Origin of the sequence: Mycobacterium sp., from assembly GCF_049647605.1 — a bacterium.
In the GTDB taxonomy this organism is placed as follows: domain Bacteria; phylum Actinomycetota; class Actinomycetes; order Mycobacteriales; family Mycobacteriaceae; genus Mycobacterium.
The window spans coordinates 23,659-43,188 of the sequence record NZ_JBARXZ010000152.1 but is presented as its reverse complement, the minus strand read 5'-3'; the positions used below and the strand labels follow the sequence as shown (position 1 = coordinate 43,188).

Genomic DNA, 19,530 nt, shown 5'->3' with positions numbered 1-19,530 from the left:
GCACCGGCGCGGCACAATGGTGCAGTGGTCACCAACCGCCAGCGGGTTCTGATCCTCGGCAGCACCGGTTCCATCGGCACCCAGGCGCTCGAGGTCATCGCCGCCAACCCTGATCGATTCGAAGTCGTGGGCCTGGCCGCCGCCGGCGGCAACCCCGAGCTACTGGCGCAGCAGGCCGCCCAGACCGGTGTGACCAACATCGCCGTGGCCGATCCGGTGGCCGCCCAGCGGGTGGAGTCGCTCGGTGCCCAGGTGCGATTCACCGGGCCGGAGGCTGCCACCCAGATCGTGGAATCCGTCGCCGAGACCACCGGCGTCGACGTGGTGCTCAACGCCCTCGTCGGCGCGCTGGGACTGCGCCCCACCCTGGCCGCCCTGCACAGTGGCGCCCGATTGGCGCTGGCCAACAAAGAGTCGTTGGTGGCCGGTGGTCCGTTGGTGCTGAAGTCCGCCGCACCCGGCCAACTGGTGCCGGTGGACTCCGAGCATTCCGCGCTGGCGCAATGCCTGCGCGGCGGCACCCCCGACGAGGTGGCATCCCTGGTGCTCACCGCGTCCGGGGGGCCGTTCCGGGGATGGCGGGCCGAGGACCTCGAGCGTGTCACCCCCGAGCAGGCCGGAGCTCATCCCACCTGGTCGATGGGGCCGATGAACACCCTGAACTCGGCGTCGCTGGTCAACAAGGGGCTCGAACTCATCGAGACCCACCTGCTCTTCGGCGTCCCCTACGACCGGATCGAAGTGGTGGTCCACCCGCAGTCGATCGTGCATTCGATGGTCACCTTCTGCGACGGGTCGACGCTGGCGCAGGCCAGCCCGCCCGACATGAAGCTGCCCATCGCGCTGGCACTCGGCTGGCCGGCCCGGGTTCCGGGGGCCGCTGCTGCCTGCGACTGGACCACCGCCTCCACCTGGGAATTCGAACCCGTCGACAACTCGGTGTTCCCGGCGGTGGACTTGGCCCGGCACGCCGGGACAGTGGGCGGCAGCATGACGGCGGTCTTCAACGCCGCCAACGAAGAGGCCGCCGAGGCCTTTCTCGCCGGCCGCATTTCCTTCCCCTCGATCGTGGCGACGGTCGGTGAGGTGGTGCACGCTGCCGGTCAATGGGCCGCGCAACCGGCTACCGTGGACGAGATACTCGACGCGCAGAGCTGGGCAAAGCGAACGGCACGTGCGCACATCGATCGGGTCAGCTCACGGAAGGTCCTCACCACGAAATGATGTTTGCGCTGGGTATCGTGCTGTTTGCACTGGCCATCGTGGTGTCGGTGGCGCTGCACGAGTGTGGGCACATGTGGGTGGCCCGGGCCACCGGTATGAAGGTGCGCCGGTATTTTGTCGGCTTCGGGCCGACCTTGTGGTCGACGTTCCGGCCGAACAAGCTCGGTCAAACCGAGTACGGCATCAAGGCGATCCCCCTCGGCGGGTTCTGCGATATCGCCGGGATGACCTCGGTCGAGGAGTTGGCGCCGGAGGACCGCCGCTACGCGATGTACCGGCAGAAGACCTGGAAGCGGGTCGCCGTCCTGTTCGCCGGACCGGGCATGAACTTCGCCATCGGCCTGGTGCTGATCTACGCCATCGCCGTCATCTGGGGTCTGCCGAACCTGAACCCGCCCACCGCCGCGATCGTCGGGCAGACCGCCTGTGTGGCACCGGAAGTGGCTCGCGGCGAACTGGGAGAATGCGCCGGTGAGGGGCCGGCTGCGCTGGCCGGGATCCAGGCGGGCGACACGATCATCAAGGTCGGTGACACTCCCGTCGCCAACTTCGACGAGATGGTGACCGCGGTCCGCGCCCTTGCCGCACCCACCGTTTTCGAGGTGGAACGTGACGGCCGGACCTTCGACACCGTCGTCGACGTGACCCAGACCCAGCGGATCACCGCCGGCACCGACGGTGCCGAGCAGACCATCGACGTCGGTGCCATCGGCGTTGCCGCGGCGCACTTCGGGCCCACTCAGCACAACCCGCTGTCGGCGATTCCGGCGACCTTCGCCTTCACCGGCGACCTGGCCGTCGAACTCGGCAAGGCGCTGGCAAAGATCCCCACCAAGGTCGGTGCCCTGGTCGACGCCATCGGCGGCGGTGAACGCGATCCGGAGACCCCGATCAGTGTGGTCGGCGCCTCGATCATCGGCGGGGACACCGTCGACGCCGGTATCTGGGTGGCCTTCTGGTTCTTCCTGGCCCAGCTGAACTTTGTGCTCGGCGCGGTCAACTTGGTTCCGCTGCTGCCGTTCGACGGCGGCCACATCGCGATCGCGCTGTACGAGAAGATTCGGAACATGCTCCGCACGGCGCGCGGCAAAGTGGCCGCCGCCCCCGTCAACTACCTCAAGCTGATGCCCGCCACCTACGTAGTCTTGGTGGTGGTGGTGGGCTACATGCTGCTGACCGTGACTGCAGATCTGGTCAACCCGATCAGGCTGTTCCAGTAGTCGGTCGTACTTAGAGAAGGAAGAGTTGATGACCATGATCGGCCTGGGTATGCCGGCGGCCCCAGCGCCCACACTGTCACCGCGGCGCAAGACGCGCCAGATGATGGTGGGCGATGTCGGCATCGGAAGCGATCATCCGATCGCCGTGCAGTCGATGTGCACCACAAAAACCCACGACATCAACTCGACACTGCAGCAGATCGCCGAGCTCACGGCGTCCGGCTGTGACATCGTGCGCGTGGCCTGCCCCCGGCAAGAGGACGCCGACGCACTGGCCACGATCGCCAAGAAGGCGAACATCCCGGTGATCGCCGACATCCATTTCCAGCCCAAGTACATCTTCGCCGCCATCGACGCCGGATGCGCCGCGGTGCGCGTGAACCCGGGCAACATCAAGGAGTTCGACGGCCGGGTCAAGGAAGTCGCCAAGGCTGCCGGGGCCGCGGGCATCCCGATCCGGATCGGTGTCAACGCCGGTTCACTGGATCCGCGGCTGCTGAAGAAGTACGGCAAGGCCACGCCCGAGGCGCTGGTCGAGTCGGCGCTGTGGGAGGCCTCGCTGTTCGAGGAGCACGGCTTCGGCGATATCAAGATCAGCGTCAAGCACAACGACCCGGTGATCATGGTGGCCGCCTACGAGCAGCTCGCCGCCCAGTGCGACTACCCGTTGCACCTCGGCGTCACCGAGGCGGGCCCGGCGTTCCAGGGCACCATCAAGTCCGCCGTCGCCTTCGGCGCGCTGCTGAGCAAGGGCATCGGAGACACCATCCGGGTGTCGCTGTCGGCGCCGCCGGTCGAGGAGATCAAGGTCGGCAATCAGATCCTGGAGTCGCTGAACCTGCGGCCCCGGGGTCTGGAGATCGTGTCGTGCCCGTCGTGTGGCCGCGCCCAGGTGGACGTCTACACCCTGGCCAACGAGGTCACCGCCGGCCTGGAAGGGATGAACATCCCGCTGCGGGTAGCTGTGATGGGGTGTGTGGTCAACGGACCCGGAGAGGCCCGCGAAGCCGATCTGGGGGTGGCCTCCGGAAACGGCAAGGGGCAGATCTTTGTCCGCGGCGAGGTCATCAAGACCGTGCCCGAGGCACAGATCGTCGAAACGCTGATCGAAGAGGCGCTGCGAATCGCCGAAGAGCGGGGCGAGGACGCAAGTCTGAGCGGTCCACCCGTCGTGACCGTAAGCTGATAGGCGGTATGCGGCTATCCGGGGGCCGCTGACGCGGAAAGAGTCCTGATGTCGGCTCCACCTCTGTTTCGTCTGGTCGACGAACGGCGGGTGTCTGTGGTGCGCGATGCCGCCGCGGTCAGCATGGTGTGCGACGACGATCCCGTCGCCTCGTGCATGGTGGCGGCCCGGATCGCCGACCACGGGATCGACCCGAGCGCCATCGGCGGTGAACTCTGGACTCGCCGGCGGGCCGAGGAATCGCTGTGTTATGCCGGCGCCAACCTGATCCCGCTGCGTGGCTCCGAGAGCGACATGCACGCGTTCGCGGACAAGGCGATGAGTTCGGCGCGCCGCTGTTCGTCGTTGGTGGGCCGGGCCGAGCTGGTGTTGCCGATGTGGCGACGACTCGAAAGTGCTTGGGGCCCAGCGCGTGACGTGCGGGATCAGCAGCCGCTGCTGGCGATGGCGACGGCCCCGGCGTACCCGGTCGACCCCGAGGTGCGGCGGGTGCGCATCGACGAACTCGACGCCTATCTTGTTGCGGCCATCGACATGTTCATCGGCGAGGTGGGGGTGGACCCCCGGGCCGGCGACGGCGGTCGCGGGTACCGGCGGCGGGTGGCCGGGTTGATCGCGGCGGGCCGGGCGTGGGCGCGGTTCGAGTGCGGCGAGGTGGTGTTCAAAGCCGAGGTCGGTTCGCAGTCGCCGGCGGTCGGTCAGATCCAGGGTGTGTGGGTGCATCCCGAGCGCCGCGGCCAGGGGCTGGGTGCGGCGGGAACGGCGGCGCTGGCGGCGGCGGTGGTGGCCGGCGGACGGGTGGCCAGCCTGTATGTGAACGACTACAACACGGTGGCCCGCGCCGCCTATGCGAAGGTGGGCTTCACCGAGGTCGGCACCTTCGCCACGGTGCTGCTCGACTGACACCTCGTCGGCCACCGCCGTGTCTGCGGCACCCATTCATGAGATTGGTGAGATCCACCGGTGCGCCTACCGGGCGGGCCCGCGGCACGGTTCTAACATCAGCCCCAATGGTCACGAATGCATCACTAGTAACTCGCGTAACGGCAACGGTGGCGGTTGCCGGACTCGCCGTGGGTCTGTCGGCGTGCACGCCGCGCCCCGACGGGCCCGGACCCGCCGCTGAGCGGTTCTTCGCGGCGCTGGCCACCGGCGACACCTCCTCGGCGGCGCAGTTCACCGACAAACCCGAGGAAGCGCGCAGCGCGCTGAACGCCGCCTGGAGCGGCCTGCAAGCCCGACATCTCGACGCACAGGTCACCGGCGCGAAGTTCACCGAGGACATCGGCAGCGTGAACTTCCGCTACACCTGGCACCTGCCCAAAGACCGCACCTGGACCTACGACGGCCAACTCAACATGGTCCGAGATGAAGGGCAGTGGGAAGTCCGTTGGGCAGCAACGGGTTTGCATCCCAAGCTGGGGGAGAACCAGTCCCTGCAGCTGCGCGCAGACCCGCCGCGGCGCGCCTCGGTGAACGAACTGGGGGGCACCGATGTGTTGGTGCCGGGCAATCTCTACCACTACCAACTCGATGCCGCCCAGGCCGGCCGCCAGCTGATGTCCACGTCGCGGGTGGTCGCTGATGTGCTGCGGCCCTTCATCCCCGCCATCGACCCGCAACGGTTGGCCGAGCAGGCCAGCTCCACCCCAGGGGCCCTGAGCCTGATCACGCTGCGCAAGGACGACGACGACCGCGTCGCGCCACTGCTCGGCGAACTCCCCGGCGTGACCATCACACCGCAGGCAGACCTGCTGCCCACCGATCCACAGTTCGCGCCGGTCATCATCAACGAGGTCAAGCGCGCCGTCATCGACGAACTCGACGGTGACGCCGGCTGGCGGGTGGTCAGCGTCAACCAGAACGGTGCGGACGTCGACGTCTTCAACGAGGTGGCCCCGTCCCCGGCACCTTCGATCTCGATCACGCTGGACCGGGCCGTGCAGACCGCCGCCCAGAACGCGGTCAACGGCCAGGGGCGCAAAGCAATGCTGGTGGTGGTCAAACCGTCGACCGGGGAGATCCTCGCCGTCGCCCAGAACGCCGCCGCCGACGCCGACGGACCCGTGGCCACCACCGGCCTCTACCCACCCGGATCCACGTTCAAGATCGTGACGGCCGGCGCCGCGATGGACCGTGACATGGCGTCCCCGAACACCCTGCTGGGCTGCCCGGGAGTCGCGGAGATCGGCCACCGCGTGGTGCCCAACTACGGCGGATTCGACCTCGGGGTGGTGCCGCTCTCGCGGGCGTTCGCCAGCTCCTGCAACACCACCTTCGCCGAGTTGGCCAGCCGGATGCCGCGCGACGGTCTCACCGTCGCGGCCGCCCAGTACGGCTTGGGCCAGGATTACAAGATCGAAGGTCTGACCACCTTCACGGGCTCGGTACCTCCGACCGTGAACCTCACCGAGCGCATCGAGGACGGGTTCGGTCAGGGCAAGGTGTTGGCCAGCCCGTTCGGCATGGCGATGGTGGCGGCCACGGTGGCTTCCGGGACGACGCCGGTGCCGCACCTGATCGTCGGCCACGACACCACGGTGACCGGCGATCAGCGGCCGATCAGGCCGGAGTTGCTCGAGGGGCTGCGCTCGATGATGCGACTGGTCGTCACCAACGGCACCGCCAAGGACCTGGCCGGCACAGGTGTGATCTACGGCAAGACAGGCGAGGCGGAATTCGAGGGTGGTTCCCATTCATGGTTCGCCGGCTACCGCGGCGACATGGCATTCGCCTCGCTGATCGTCGGAGGCGGCAGCTCCGAATACGCGGTGCGGATGACCAAGCAGATGCTCGACAGTCTGCCGCCTGACTACCTGGCCTGAAGCGCGGTACCGTGTTTTGGTGTGGGAGTACTGCCATTGACCGGACTCGACGAACACACCGCCGCGATGCGCGTCTCTGACGCAGACCGCAACGGGACCTTGAGGCGCCTGCACAACGCCGTTGCGCTGGGGCTGCTCGATATCGGCGAGTTCGAAGAGCGGTCGGCGCAGGTGTCGGCCGCCAGGATGCAATCCGAGCTCGATGTCCTGGTCGGGGACCTGCCGGGCCCCGGGGCCATCGTCACCTCGGCCGCCGACCGGGTGGAACTCCGGGGGGTGCTCGGCTCGCTGAAGCGCCACGGTGAGTGGGCGGTGCCGACCCGATTGGCGCTGGTGCGCCGAATGGGATCGGTGGATCTGGACCTGACCCGGGCCAAGTTTGCCGGACCGATCGTTGTCATCGAACTCGATCTACGGGTGGGCAGCCTTGACCTGCGGCTTCCCGACGGGGCCAGCGCGTCCATCGACGACGTCGAGGTGATCGTCGGCAGCGCCCACGACCGCCGCAAGGACGCACCCGCGGAAGGCACGCCGCACGTCATCCTCACCGGCAGGGTGGTGTGTGGTGGCGTCGACATCCGAGGGCCCCGAAAGGGCTGGCTGCACCGCTGACCCCGGAGGTTGACTACGCTGGCGGGATGCCTGTTCGCACCGCGCTCCGTTCCGGTGAGGTGTCTCCGACACTGCCGGTGCCCAAGTCGATTCCGCGGCCCGAGTACGCCTGGAAATCCACGGTCAAGGAAGGGTCCGAACCCTGGGTTCAGACACCCGAGGTGATCGAGAAGATGCGGGTGGCCGGACGGATCGCCGCCGACGCTCTCGCCGCAGCAGGCGATGCCGTCGCTCCCGGGGTCACCACCGATCATCTGGACCGGGTGGCGCACGAATACATGCTCGACCACGGTGCCTACCCGTCGACGCTCGGCTACAAGGGTTTTCCCAAGTCCTGCTGCACGTCGCTCAACGAGATCATCTGCCACGGCATCCCGGATTCGACGGTCATCGAAGACGGTGACATCGTCAACATCGATGTCACGGCGTACTTCGACGGCGTTCACGGTGACACCAATGCGACCTTCCTGGCCGGCGATGTCTCCGAGGAGCATCGGCTGCTCGTGGAGCGCACCCGGGAGGCGACCATGCGGGCGATCAAGGCGGTCAAACCGGGCCGTCAACTCTCGATCGTCGGGCGGGTCATCGAGTCCTACGCAAACCGCTTCGGGTACAACGTGGTTCGAGATTTCACCGGCCACGGTATCGGGGAGACCTTCCACAACGGACTGGTGGTGCTGCACTATGACCAGCCGTCGGTGGACACCGTGCTGGAACCGGGGATGACGTTCACCATCGAACCGATGATCAACCTGGGTTCACTGGACTACGAGATCTGGCCGGACGGCTGGACCGTGGCCACCAAGGACAAGCGCTGGACGGCGCAGTTCGAACACACTCTGGTGGTCACCCAAGACGGTGCAGACATCCTGACTTCGGCGTCCTGACCGGTAACCTGGGAGCGGTGACTCGCCGCAGCGCGGTTCTGGCGTCTCTCGGACTGGTTGTCGCCGTCCTGTCGGCGTGCAGCACCGTCATCCCGGGCTCGCCGACCTGGCCAGGGGAGACCCTGGAGAAGGTGGTGCTGACCGCTGGGGACTTCCCGCCGGGGGTGCGCTATGACCGGATCACCTTCAGCCCCGGTCAGCCCGATGGTGCCGGCGGCCCGCCGGCGATGCTGTCGAAGCCACCCGGCTGCTCCGACGGCCTGACCAACGTCATCGCCGGGTCCGCCGAACGAGGTCCCGGCAGCGCGGTGCAGTACAGCGCCGGGTACGACGGGGCCCGCATGGTGATGACGGTGCTGTCGTGGAATCTGGATCTCGAGGCGTTGGCGCAGACGGCGGCCCGCTGCGAGACCTTCAAGACCTTCTTCGACCCGGCCTCGCCCGGCATTCCGATGGTCACCACCAAGCTGCCCGCCGAGGACGGGGTCCTCGTCTACCAGCAGACCATGAATCTCAATGGCGTCGAGAACAGCATGTACATGGCTTTTGCCAATATCGGGCCGATGGCCATGTACGGACTGAGCCTGCCCGTGGCGAGTCCCGATATCAGTGTCGAAGCCACCTTGCCGCAGACCTTCTTGGATGTTGTCGCCCAACAGGCCGAGCGGATCGAATCACGCTGATTCGCTCAGAGAGAAATTTCGACCACAGCGAAACTGCCCGCCGCCGACGGGAATCCCTGTAGCGTGGCGCAATGCCAGCGACAATGATTCCGACTGTCGATGGTTTCCCCATCCCAGTGGACATCTCCGGCCCTGACCGGGGTCCGGTCGTGGTACTCCTCGGTGCTGCCGGGCAGGCGACCGCGGCCTACGACGCGGTGTGCGAGCGCCTGCACACCGCCAACCTTCGCACGGTGGTCCTCGGCTACGACGCCAGGCTGAGCCCGAAGTCCGCTCTCGGAGTCCTCGACGTCGTCGGCGTGAAATGGGCTGTGGTGGTGGGGGATCGTGCCGGAGCCGAGCTGGCCTGGGAGTTGGCCGCATCGCGGCTGGACCGTTTCACCGGTCTGGTGGTGATCGATCGTGGCCATCCGCGCGCACCCGACGCCTCCGGTGTGATCCGGGACGAGGACTGCCCTGCGGTCGAGATGAACACCACCGCGCTGGTCAGCTCGTCGGCGGCGCGGACAGCGGCGCGGGCCAGCCAGCGTTATGTGTACGGCGAATTCCGGTTGGTCGACATGCTGACCCGCCGCAACGCCCAGGAATCGACGGCACAATTGGCCGCCGAGATCGTGCTGCGCTCCAGTACCTGGTAGCCGCGGTCGGGCACTCAGATCCCGAGCACGGCCTTGGCGATCACGAAGTAGATCAGCAGGCCGGTCGCATCGACAAACGTCGAGATGAACGGGTTGGAGAACACGGCCGGGTCGGCGCGGATGGCTCGGGCCAACAGCGGCATCGCGCCGCCGACGGTGGCCGCCATCGTGCACAGGCTCAGGAACGTCAACCCGATCACGGTACCGATGTCGATGCCGTAGATCAGGCTGGTCACCACAAAAGCCAACGATCCGAGCAGGATCCCGAGGGACAGGCCGACCCGGAACTCCCGGAACAGCACTTTGCCCAGGTCACGCGGTAGGACGTCGCCGAGTGCCAGCGCGCGGGTCACCGTCGTCGCGGCCTGGTTGCCGGTGTTGCCGCCGGTGCCGATCAACAGCGGCACGAACAGTGCCAGCGTCACCACCTCCGCCAAGGTGGCCTCGAACACCTCCAGAACCTGGACGGTCAGGGTGGCGCCGACCGCCAGGACCAGCAGCCACACCACCCGGGAGCGGACCAGATCCGAGACGGGGGCGCTGAAGTAGGGACGGCGAAGTGGTTCGGCGCCACCGATACGGGCCTGGTCCTCGGAGTCGGCATCCTCGAGGATCGACAGCGCATCATCGACGGTGAGGATGCCGACCAGCCTGTTCTCGTTGTCACCGATGGGCAGGGCCAGGAGTTTGAGGTCGGCGCAGCGACGTGCCGACTCTTCCGCGTCGTCGGTGGCCCGGGCGCTGTGCGGCCGCTGCATCAGCTCCCCGACAGTGGTCTCCGCCGGTGCTTTCATCAGGTCCCGCAAGCTGACGATGCCGACCAGCCGTCGTTGGCTGTCGGTGACCGGCAGCGTGTAGACGGTTTCGGCGTCGTCGAGATGTGCCTGGACCCGGCGCAACGCCTCCGAACTGGGCATATCGGGGCGGACGGCAACAAACTCAGGGCTCATCCGCCGGCCGATCGAGCCCTGCGGGTAACCCAGGACAACGGCGGTCAGATCCCGTTCGCCGGGTGGCAGTGCCTGCATGAGCCGGCGCGCCACGGTGGCGGGCAGCTCGTCGAGCAGCTCCACCCGATCATCCGGGTCGAGGTCGGCGAACAGCGCGGCCACATCGTCTTCTTGCAGGGCGCCCACCAGATCGCTCTGCAGGGCGGGATCGAGATTTTCGAAGACTTCCAGCGCCTGGTCCTTGGACAGCAACCGGTAGAGCACCGCCCGCCGCTTCGAATCCAGGCGGCCCAGGACCTCGACGATCTGAGATGACGGCATCGGGCGCACCGCCGAGGTGAGCTCCGACAAGTCCATGTCGTTGATCGCCCGTTCGATCACCCTGAAGTCTTCGACATTGCTCACCCGCCCACCCTAGGGGCCACCGGGGTTGTCGTCAGAATTGCTGTCCGGGCCGGTTGTTCGGCCTGATTGAATTTTTGTCGGAGATCACACCCTCAGGTCGCTCTGGGAGCGATCCACGTCCTTCCGGATTCTCAACTTGTTGTAGACGCTGATGGCGATGACGCCCAGCAGCAGCGTGTACAGGGTGATGGTGATCGGTGTGCTGATCAGCGTGAGCGGATTGTTCTGGGAGTTGTTCATCGCCGCGCGCAGTGACGACTCGGCCAGCGGCCCGAGGATCACTGCGATGAGCACCGGTGCGATCGGTACGCCGTAGCGGCGCATCACGAACCCGACAACACCGAGGCCGAGCATGAAGATCACGTCCACCATGGCCGCGCTGGCCGCGTACACCCCGAAACAGGCAAGCATCCCGATACCCGCGTAGAGATACTCCTTCGGGATCAGCAGCAGCTTGGCCCACAGCGGGGCAAACGGAAGATTGAGGATCAGCAGCACCACCATGCCGATGATGAGGCTGGCCAGCAGCGCCCAGACGAGTTCGGCGTTGCGGCTGAACAACAACGGGCCGGGCTGGATGCCGTACTGCTGGAACGCGGCAAGGAGCATGGCGGCGGTCGCCGACGTCGGAAGGCCCAGTGCCAGAAGCGCTCCCATGGCGGTACCCGCGGTGGCATTGCCCGCGGCTTCGGGGGCGGCCACCCCGCGGATGGCGCCCTTGCCGAACTGCGGGTCGGTGCGGCGGGCGTCCAGACGTTTCTCGGCCCCATAGGCCAAAAACGTCGGCACCTCCGCGCCACCGGCCGGGATGACACCGAACGGAACCCCGAAACCGGTGCCCCGCAACCAGGCCGGCAGCGCCTCCCGGTACTCCGCACGGGACAGGAACGGGCGCCCGATCGTCGGAGTGAAGCTGCGGTCGTCGGGGCGCCCGATCCGGGACGCCACGAAGATCACCTCGCCGACAGCGAGCATCGCCACGGTGATCACCACGATGCTCACCCCGTCGAGCAGTGCGACATTGCCGAAGGTGAAGCGCTGGGAACCGCTGACCTCGTCGGTGCCGATCATGGCCAACACCAGACCGATCAGCAGGGCCGCAATGCCCTTGATCGCCGATTCCGAGACCACCGCCGAGGTGGCGATGAAGGCGAACACCGCCAGTGCAAAGTACTCGCCGGGGCCGAAACTGGTGGCCAGGTCGGCCAGCTTGGGGGCGAAGAAAACGACCAGGATGGTGGCGATCATGCCGCCGATGAACGCCCCCATCGCCGAGGTCGCCAGTGCTTGGGCGCCGCGACCGCGCCGTGCCATCCGATGTCCCTCGATGGAACCGGCGATGGCCGTCGAATTGCCCGGCGTGTTCATCAGGATGCCGGCGATGGCGTCACCGAAGAGCCCGCCGAAGTAGATCCCGGCGAACATCACCAGCGCCGCCAGCGGATCGAGGGTGAAGGTGATGGGCAGCAACAGGGCCACTGCCATGGCCGAACCGAGACCGGGCAGCACTCCGACGGCCGTGCCGATCACGGCGCCGATCAGCACGTACATCAAGTTGGTGGGGGTCAGGACAGCGCCGAACCCCCCGATCAGACCGATTATCGAATCCATCAGAAGAGCCCCATGATTCCGGGAGGGAGGTTCAGTTCGAGCATCCCGCTGAAGACCAGTTGCACGATCGACGAGGCCGCCAGGCCGATCAGGAGATTGAGGAAGTACCGGGTACTGCCCAGACCGATTGTCACTCCCCAGAACACGACGGCGCCGGCGATGATCCAGCCGGCGGGCACCAGAAGCACCGCAAAGGCCACAAATGAACCGACGGTGATCGTGGTGGCCCGCCAGTTGCTGCCCGCGTCGCCCGTGTCATCCGTCGTCTCCGGATTGCGCAGGATGCTGACCGTCAGCAGCGCGGCCACCACAAAACACAGACCGGCGGTGATGGAGGGAAAAGCCTTCGGGCCAAAGACTTCCGAGTCGTCGGCGACCTCCATGGTGGCGATCCCGTAACTGAGGAAGATGCCGAGCAGGATCAGGAACCCCGGCATCACCAGAGCGCTGCGGCCGGCCCAGAACCGCTGCGGTGCAGGCGGTTCCCCGGATCCGGTGTCAAGGTCTCGGTCAGTGGTGGTCATGCCAGCCCCAGTTCGGTCAGCAGGGTTGTCACGCGTTGTTGTTCCTCCTCGAGGAAGGCCCCGAATTCGTCGCCGGACAGGAATGCCTCCTGCCAGCGATTGCGTTCGACCGCGCTGCGCCAGTGTTCGGTCTCGGTCATCTCGGCGACGATGTCGATCAGCTCTTGCTGTTGTTCGGCGTCCAGACCGGCGGGGGCGATGTAGCCACGCCAGTTCACCAGGTCGACGGTGGGGTAGCCGACCTCCTCGGCGGTGGGGGCGTCGAGTCCGTCCAACCGCTGCGGGGCCACCACCATGAGGGGACGCAGCCGTCCCTCGCTGAGCATGTCGCGGAAATCGTTGTATCCGCTGATGCCGACGCCGGGGGTGCCCGGGGCGGTGGAGAGCAGATTGATGGTGAGTTCGCCGCCGCCGGCATAGGCCGCATACCGGATCAACCCCGGGTCGATATCGGCGGCACGAGCCAGTTGAGCGGCGATCATGTGGTCGATGCCGCCGGCCGAGCCGCCGCCGATGGGTAACGCGGCGGGATCCGCACGCCACGCCGTGATCAGCTCGTCGATGGTCTGGAACGGCGAATCAGCAGGCACCACAATGACTTCGAAGTCTTCGGCGAGCCGCGCCACCGGTGTCATGTCGGACAGGTCGATCGGGGAGTCGTTACGGATGATGCCGCCGAGCATCACTGTTCCGGTGACCATCATGGTGGTGGCATCGCCGGTGAGCCGCGACATCTGGCTCAGCCCGATGGTGCCGCCGGCTCCGGGGACGTTGATGACTCGGACGTTGTTGACGATCCCGTCGGTTCGGAGTGCCTGTTGGGACTCGCGGGCGACCAGATCCCAGCCGCCGCCCGCTGCGGCAGGTGCGATCAGGGTGAGCTTGGCGCGGGCATCGGCGCCGGAACCGCTGCGATTGGCGTCGATGCCGGCCGCGACGACCAGGACAACAACACAGATGAGTCCGATGGCCCACCGGAGGACCGATGGTATGCGCACAACCTTCCCTTCTCTCAGTTACTTGTGCCCATACTCACAGCATTCTGTGACCGCTGTCACTATTTCGTTCTCAATGGAAGTTGTGTAGCTTCTGGTCGCCAGTCCGGGAGTGTGCTGCGCGAAGGCGCTCACTCCGGCGCGAGTTGGGGTTTCCAGGCTTGTGGCAGACCCGGCTGTCCCGGGAACAAGAAGTCGACAAAGGCGGCCGCGGTCGGCTGCGGCTCGTGATTGGCCAGTCCGGGGCGCTCATTGGCCTCGATGAACACGTACTCCTCGGTGGTCACATCCGGGACCAGCAGATCGATGCCGGTGACGGGGATGCCGATCGCGGCGGCCGCGGTCACCGCCACCCGGCACAGCTCCGGGTGCACATCGGAGGTCACGTCGTGAATCGTGCCGCCCTGGTGCAGGTTCGCGGTGCGGCGCACCCGTAACCGCACGCCCTCGGGCAGCACATCTTCGAACGAATGGCCGGCCTCGGCCACTGTCGACTCGGTGATCGCGTCGATCGGAATGCGGGACTCGCCCCCGGTGGCCGCCGAGCGGCGCCGGCTCTGAGTTTCGATGAGCTCGCCGATGGTGTGCTTGCCGGTGCCGATGATCTCGGCGGGCTTGCGGATGGCGGCGGCGACGACCTTGCCGTCGATGACAACAAGCCGCAGATCATCCCCGGCGGCACGCGCTTCGATCAGCACCTCGGGATGCTGCTCGCGGGCCCAGGCCAGCGCGGCGTCGAGCTCGTCACGCCCCGACACCCCGACGGTGATGCCTTTACCCTGCTCGCCCCGGGTCGGTTTCACGACAACATCGCCGACCTCGGCCAGGAACTCGTGGTCGCCTTCGTCGAACGTGGCCAGCCGGCCGCGGGGTACGACGACACCCGCCTCGCCGACGATCCGCCGGGTCAACCGCTTGTCGTCGCAGCGGCTCATCGCCACGGCAGAGGTGTACTCGGACAACGACTCCCGCGTCACCACACTGCGCCCACCATGTGACAGCCGCATCTCGCCGGTCTCGGCGTCGAGCACCTCGACATGGATCCCGCGCCGCATGGCCTCGTCGGCGATGATGCGCGCGTACGGATTCAGGTCGTCAACCGTTTCCGGGACCGGGGTGAACAGTGGTTCGTTGATCGCGTTCTTGCGTTTGATCGCCAGCACCGGAACCCGCTGAAAGCCGAGTTTCTCGTACAGGCCGATCGCCGCGTTGTTGTCGTGGGCGACCGACAGATCCATGTAGGCGCGGCCGCGGCCGGTGAAGATGTCCGCCAGCGCGCGGGTCAGTGCTTGTCCCACTCCGGGCAGGCTGGCGGCGGGGTCGACGGCCAGTGTCCACAGACTGGAACCCTGTTCGGGGTCGGAGAACAACAGTTCGTGGTCGACCCCGGTCACGGTGCCGATCACGGTGTCGTCGTCGTCGCGCACGGCGACCAGGTACTCGACGGCATCGGCGTGCTGATGGTTGTCCCAGATCAGATCGGTGGGCGCGGGCACCATGCCGCACCGCACGTACACCCGGTTCATCGCGTCGGCGTCGGCGACGCTGCGCAACGTCCGCACCGTGATACCCACCGGCGGAGTCGGCGGCTCGGGATCGTCGTCGGTGAAGCGCAGCCGGTAGGTGTGGCTGGGATCGATGAACAACTCGTGTGGTGCCAGCGCGACCAGCACATGCGACTCTCGGGCGTAGATGCAGATGTCGCGCCGGCCATGCCCCTCACGGCGCAGCGCCTCGGCCAGCTCCGCGGGATCGGCGAAGGTCTGCCCGAAAATCAGTCGACCCCAACCGAGTTCGATCTCGACGTTGTCGGCCATCGCATCGACGAGGTGTTGCGGGGACGCCTCGTGCAGGCTGAGGGTGATCTCTTCGGTCGGGTCCGAGCCCACTTCGCTGCCCGCCATGCCGCTCATGCGGCCGGACCGCTGATCCCGTGGCGCTGCAGCCAGAGCTCCAGCAGCGCGATCTGCCACAGCTCGTTGCCGCGCAACGGTGTCAGTCTGCCGTTCGGGTCGGCCAACAGCCGGTCGACGGCCTCCGGGCGGAACAGGCCACGCTCCTTGGCGGCCGGCGCAAACAGGGCGTCACGCACCATGTCGAGGTAGGGGCCCTCGAGGTGGGTGAGTGCCGGCACCGGGAAGTAGCCCTTGGGGCGATCGATGACATCGGCCGGAATGACCTTGCGCGCAGCCTGTTTGAGGACACCCTTGCCGCCGTGGGCGGTTTTCAGCCCGGGTGGACAGGTGGCGGCCAGTTCCACCAGCTCGTGGTCCAGGAACGGCACCCGGCCTTCCAGTCCCCACGCCATGGTCATGTTGTCGACCCGCTTGACCGGGTCGTCGACAAGCATCACGGTGGTGTCCAGGCGCAGGGCGCGGTCCACGCCGGTCTGCGCTCCCGCCGCGCCGAAATGCTCGGTGACAAATGCCCCGCTGGGATCGCCGTCGGCAGCAAAAGCGGCGGTGACCAGGGCTGCGACCCCCGCGCTGTCGCGGTCGAAAAATGCCGAGCGGTAGGCGGCGACCGAACCCTGCAGCGACGCCGCGGAGGGCTCACCCATCGGGGGATACCAGTGATACCCGGCGAACACCTCGTCGGCGCCCTGGCCGGACTGCACCACCTTGACGTGTTTGGCGACTTCCTGGCTGAGCAGGAAGAAGGCCACGCAGTCGTGGCTGACCATCGGTTCACTCATGGCGCCGATCGCGTCACCGAGCGCCGGCAGCATGCGCGCGGTGTCGATGCGGATCTGGTGGTGATCGGTGTCGAACCGGTCGGCGATGATGTCGGAGTACTTGAACTCGTCACCGGCGACACCGTTGACGGCTTCGAAGCCGATCGAAAAGGTCTTCAGCCCATGCTGTCCGGCCTCCGCGAGCAGCCCGACGATCAGGCTGGAGTCCACCCCGCCCGACAGCAGACAACCCACCGGGACGTCGGCGACCAGGCGGCGTTTGACGGCCAGCCGCAGCGACTCCAGGACCGCGTCTTCCCAGTCTTGCTCCGACCAGGTGGCGCGCTCGGCGTCTCGCGAGAAATCCGGTGCCCAGTAGGTGGTGGTGACCCGTCGGCCGTCGGGCTCGATGGCCAGCAGCGTCGCCGGGGGCAACTTGCGTACGCCGCGCAGGATCGTCAGTGGTGGTGGCACCACCGAGTGGAAGCTCAGATAGTGATTCAGCGCGATCGGATCGATACGGGTGTCCACACCGCCACCGGCCAGCAGTGCCGGCAGCGACGACGCGAACCGGACCCGATGGGCGTCTTCGGTGAGGTAGAGCGGTTTGATGCCGAGGCGGTCCCGTCCGAGCAGCACCCGGCCGCTGTCGCGTTCGACGATGGCAAAGGCGAACATGCCCTTGAGGTGGTCGACGAAGCGGTCACCCCAGCGGTGGTAGGCCTTGAGGAGCACCTCGGTGTCGCTGTGGGAGAAGAACCGATAGCCGTGGCCGGTCAGCTCGGTGCGCAGTTCCTCATAGTTGTAGATGCAACCGTTCCAGGCGACTGTCAACCCGAGCTCGGAATCGACCATCGGCTGGGCGCCGGCCTCGGAGAGATCGATGATCTTCAGGCGCCGGTGCCCGAGGGCGACTCTGCCTTGCGACCACACTCCTGAGGAGTCCGGCCCGCGGGGGACCATGACTTCAGCCATCGCTGCGACGGCACTGATATCTGGGGTTTTTCCGTCGAGGCGTACCTCGCCGGTGGCTCCACACACCTGTTCGACCCTACCTCGTGGTGTCGGCGGTTCTCGGTTCTGCGGTGGCCGCGCGACGGCAGCCGGCGACGAAGGTGGGGGTTACCCACTGGCCGACGGGCCAAACACGCGACGCCACGTTCGGTAGGAGACGCTGGTCACAGCAGGACCGCGCCCCTCGGTCGACGACACGAGGGGCGCGGGGCCCGGCCTCTCGGCGGGCCTTTCAGAGTTGATCCAGGGGTGCTGCTGGTCAGGACACTCCTTCGAGTTCTTCGCCGGAGGCGTCGACCTGTTTGATCGGGCCGGTGAACCAGTGCTTCACCGACACGTGCCAGTAGACGAACAGCAGGATGAGCACCCCGCCGACCAGCAGCGGCGTGTAGTTCACGAACTTCCACTCGAAGCTGCCACCCCACGGCACCCCACCGAGGGACGTCGGGAACATCGCGATGATCGAGGTGATCACGATCTCGATCAGGGCCACCGGCGCCAGCCACTTGTAATGGCCGCGCAGGTTCCAGGTGCCGACCTCGAACGAATCGCCCATGCGCCAACGCAGGTAGATCGGAACGGCAAAGCACAGATACAGGCCGACAACACCGATGGAGACCACCGCGTAGAACGCGATGGGTGCCGGTGCGCCGTTGATGTCCACCGAGACCAGCGCCGGCAGCGTGATCACGGCGGCCAGCGTCGCGGTGACCAGCACCGCGTTGGCGGGCACCCTCTTGGCGTTGATCTTCGACCAGAATCTGTGTCCGGGAACGGCGCGATCGCGGCTGAACGCGAACAGCATGCGGGACGCGCTGGTCTGGCAGGCGGTGGTGCAGAACAACTGGCCCGCCGAGGAGATCAGCAGCACGACGCCCATCCACTGCGAGTCCAGTGCCTGGGCGAAGATCACCTGAACGAGGCCGCCCCCGGCGGTGACGTCATCGACGTTCTGGACGGCGAACAGGAACGTCAGAAGCAGGATCCAGCCGCCGATCGCCGAGTAGAAGATGGACCGCCAGATGCCCTTGGCCGCCGCGTCGGCCGCGCTGTGGGTTTCTTCGGACAGATGTGCCGACGCGTCATAGCCGGTGATCGTGTACTGCGTCAGGATCGCCGCGATCGGCAACACGAACAGCAGCCAGCCGAACCCTTTTTCACCGTCGAACATGCCGGTGTTGTTGACGGTGGTGGCAAACACCTCGGAGAAGCTGGCGTGCCGATCCGGGATGAGCCAGAGGATCCCCACCACCGCGATGGCGCCCACCACGTGCCACCACACCGAGATGTTGTTGATGACCGCCAGGAGGTGCGACGAGAAGATGTTGATGGTGGCCACCAGGGCCAGGATCACCACGAACATGATGAACACACGGGTCAGGCTGTAGCTTTCGGCCCATGACGCGCTGAAGGTGCTCAGGGTCAGGTCGAGGAAGGTGGCGCTGCCGTAGGCCACCGAGGCCAGGATGGCGATCAGGCCGATGAGGTTGAGCCAGCCGGTGTAGAAGCCCGCCTTCGGACCGCCCAGTTTCGCTGCCCACCAATAGATGCCGCCGGAAGTGGGGTACGCCGAGACCAGCTCCGACATGCAGAGGCCGATCATCAGGATGAAGATCGACACGATCGGCCAGCCCCACGCGATGGCTGCCGGACCGCCGTTGTTCCAGCCCAGCCCGAATGACGTGAAGCAACCGGCGAGGATGGAGATGATCGAGAACGAGATGGCGAAGTTCGAGAACCCCGACCACGAGCGTTGCAGTTCCTGGGCGTAGCCCAGTTTGGCGAGATGTTTCTCGTCATCGGTGAGGTGTTCGTGACCCTCGGGCACGGTGGCCCTCCTTACTCGGAATCAATGTGAAACAAACATCGCGGCCTCGTCCGATCGTGGGCGGGGTCGCACTACATCGGCCGGTTTCGACTCATCAGCCGGCTTCGACTCCCTTCCCGACACAGCCGGACAGGTGGGATGCCGATGTGCGCGCCCATGACCTGTGATCGACATCTCACTGAGTGGCAGAATAGAGCGCTATTGGTCTGGTGTCCGACCTTTGGCTTGGCTATTTTGATGAAATGTTCGGGCGA

Annotated in this window: 16 protein-coding genes; 9 read left to right on the top strand and 7 right to left on the bottom strand. The window is 66.6% G+C overall.

The window, feature by feature from the left end; genetic code table 11:
- The first annotated feature begins 24 nt into the window (after window positions 1–24).
- The 9 genes from dxr (at window position 25) to WBB07_RS19305 (ending at window position 9,275) form a co-directional block, all read left to right on the top strand.
- Window positions 25–1,224 carry a 1-deoxy-D-xylulose-5-phosphate reductoisomerase gene (gene dxr / locus WBB07_RS19345; protein WP_526310009.1) on the top strand — a complete coding sequence of 400 codons (1,200 nt, stop codon included), beginning with the start codon at window positions 25–27 and terminating at the stop codon, window positions 1,222–1,224.
- A complete protein-coding gene (locus WBB07_RS19340) occupies window positions 1,221–2,444 on the top strand; it encodes a M50 family metallopeptidase (protein WP_526310008.1) in 1,224 nt (407 codons plus the stop codon). The genes dxr and WBB07_RS19340 overlap by 4 nt, the downstream gene beginning before the upstream one ends.
- Before the next feature lie 28 nt (window positions 2,445–2,472).
- A complete protein-coding gene (gene ispG, locus WBB07_RS19335) occupies window positions 2,473–3,630 on the top strand; it encodes a flavodoxin-dependent (E)-4-hydroxy-3-methylbut-2-enyl-diphosphate synthase (protein WP_526310007.1) in 1,158 nt (385 codons plus the stop codon).
- A gap of 48 nt (window positions 3,631–3,678) precedes the next feature.
- Window positions 3,679–4,533 carry a GNAT family N-acetyltransferase gene (locus tag WBB07_RS19330; protein ID WP_526310006.1) on the top strand — a complete coding sequence of 285 codons (855 nt, stop codon included), beginning with the start codon at window positions 3,679–3,681 and terminating at the stop codon, window positions 4,531–4,533.
- Window positions 4,534–4,640: 107 nt separating this feature from the next.
- Window positions 4,641–6,455: a penicillin-binding transpeptidase domain-containing protein gene (locus WBB07_RS19325; RefSeq protein WP_526310005.1), complete on the top strand. Its 1,815-nt coding sequence runs from the start codon at window positions 4,641–4,643 to the stop codon at window positions 6,453–6,455.
- A gap of 66 nt (window positions 6,456–6,521) precedes the next feature.
- Window positions 6,522–7,067: a DUF1707 domain-containing protein gene (locus WBB07_RS19320; protein WP_526310050.1), complete on the top strand. Its 546-nt coding sequence runs from the start codon at window positions 6,522–6,524 to the stop codon at window positions 7,065–7,067.
- A 26-nt stretch (window positions 7,068–7,093) separates the two neighbouring features.
- Window positions 7,094–7,954 (top strand): type I methionyl aminopeptidase, encoded by an 861-nt coding sequence (gene map / locus WBB07_RS19315; protein ID WP_526310004.1) that lies wholly within the window; start codon window positions 7,094–7,096, stop codon window positions 7,952–7,954.
- Window positions 7,955–7,971: 17 nt separating this feature from the next.
- Window positions 7,972–8,637 (top strand): hypothetical protein, encoded by a 666-nt coding sequence (locus WBB07_RS19310; protein WP_526310003.1) that lies wholly within the window; start codon window positions 7,972–7,974, stop codon window positions 8,635–8,637.
- Between the two features lie 71 nt (window positions 8,638–8,708).
- A complete protein-coding gene (locus tag WBB07_RS19305; protein ID WP_526310002.1) occupies window positions 8,709–9,275 on the top strand; it encodes an alpha/beta fold hydrolase in 567 nt (188 codons plus the stop codon).
- Between the two features lie 14 nt (window positions 9,276–9,289).
- On the opposite strand, the gene mgtE is transcribed toward WBB07_RS19305, so the two are convergent.
- From mgtE to WBB07_RS19270, 7 genes are all read right to left on the bottom strand, one after another.
- Window positions 9,290–10,630, bottom strand: coding sequence for a magnesium transporter (gene mgtE / locus WBB07_RS19300; protein WP_526310001.1), 1,341 nt, complete (start codon window positions 10,628–10,630; stop codon window positions 9,290–9,292).
- A gap of 84 nt (window positions 10,631–10,714) precedes the next feature.
- Window positions 10,715–12,241: a tripartite tricarboxylate transporter permease gene (locus WBB07_RS19295; RefSeq protein ID WP_526310000.1), complete on the bottom strand. Its 1,527-nt coding sequence runs from the start codon at window positions 12,239–12,241 to the stop codon at window positions 10,715–10,717.
- The gene (locus WBB07_RS19290; RefSeq protein ID WP_526309999.1) at window positions 12,241–12,765 is read right to left on the bottom strand and encodes a tripartite tricarboxylate transporter TctB family protein; all 525 of its coding nucleotides are present in this window, start codon (window positions 12,763–12,765) and stop codon (window positions 12,241–12,243) included. Before WBB07_RS19290 ends, WBB07_RS19295 begins: the two co-directional genes overlap by 1 nt.
- Complete coding sequence (locus tag WBB07_RS19285; protein ID WP_526309998.1) at window positions 12,762–13,763, bottom strand: Bug family tripartite tricarboxylate transporter substrate binding protein; 1,002 nt, start codon at window positions 13,761–13,763, stop codon at window positions 12,762–12,764. The genes WBB07_RS19290 and WBB07_RS19285 overlap by 4 nt, the downstream gene beginning before the upstream one ends.
- A 128-nt stretch (window positions 13,764–13,891) precedes the next feature.
- The gene (ngg, locus tag WBB07_RS19280; RefSeq protein ID WP_526309997.1) at window positions 13,892–15,673 is read right to left on the bottom strand and encodes an N-acetylglutaminylglutamine synthetase; all 1,782 of its coding nucleotides are present in this window, start codon (window positions 15,671–15,673) and stop codon (window positions 13,892–13,894) included.
- Entirely contained in the window at window positions 15,670–17,475 is a 1,806-nt protein-coding gene (locus WBB07_RS19275; RefSeq protein WP_526309996.1) for an N-acetylglutaminylglutamine amidotransferase, read from the bottom strand. Before WBB07_RS19275 ends, ngg begins: the two co-directional genes overlap by 4 nt.
- Before the next feature lie 232 nt (window positions 17,476–17,707).
- Window positions 17,708–19,276 carry an amino acid permease gene (locus WBB07_RS19270; protein ID WP_526309995.1) on the bottom strand — a complete coding sequence of 523 codons (1,569 nt, stop codon included), beginning with the start codon at window positions 19,274–19,276 and terminating at the stop codon, window positions 17,708–17,710.
- Window positions 19,277–19,530: the final 254 nt, after the last annotated feature.

Coding starts and splice junctions, on each gene's coding strand:
- WBB07_RS19340 (WP_526310008.1), top strand. CDS start 1,221: ATGATGTTTGCGCTGGGTATCGTGCTGTTTGCACTGGCCATCGTGGTG.
- ispG (WP_526310007.1), top strand. CDS start 2,473: ATGACCATGATCGGCCTGGGTATGCCGGCGGCCCCAGCGCCCACACTG.
- WBB07_RS19330 (WP_526310006.1), top strand. CDS start 3,679: ATGTCGGCTCCACCTCTGTTTCGTCTGGTCGACGAACGGCGGGTGTCT.
- WBB07_RS19325 (WP_526310005.1), top strand. CDS start 4,641: ATGGTCACGAATGCATCACTAGTAACTCGCGTAACGGCAACGGTGGCG.
- WBB07_RS19320 (WP_526310050.1), top strand. CDS start 6,522: ATGCGCGTCTCTGACGCAGACCGCAACGGGACCTTGAGGCGCCTGCAC.
- map (WP_526310004.1), top strand. CDS start 7,094: ATGCCTGTTCGCACCGCGCTCCGTTCCGGTGAGGTGTCTCCGACACTG.
- WBB07_RS19305 (WP_526310002.1), top strand. CDS start 8,709: ATGCCAGCGACAATGATTCCGACTGTCGATGGTTTCCCCATCCCAGTG.
- WBB07_RS19295 (WP_526310000.1), bottom strand. CDS start 12,241: ATGGATTCGATAATCGGTCTGATCGGGGGGTTCGGCGCTGTCCTGACC.
- WBB07_RS19290 (WP_526309999.1), bottom strand. CDS start 12,765: ATGACCACCACTGACCGAGACCTTGACACCGGATCCGGGGAACCGCCT.
- ngg (WP_526309997.1), bottom strand. CDS start 15,673: ATGAGCGGCATGGCGGGCAGCGAAGTGGGCTCGGACCCGACCGAAGAG.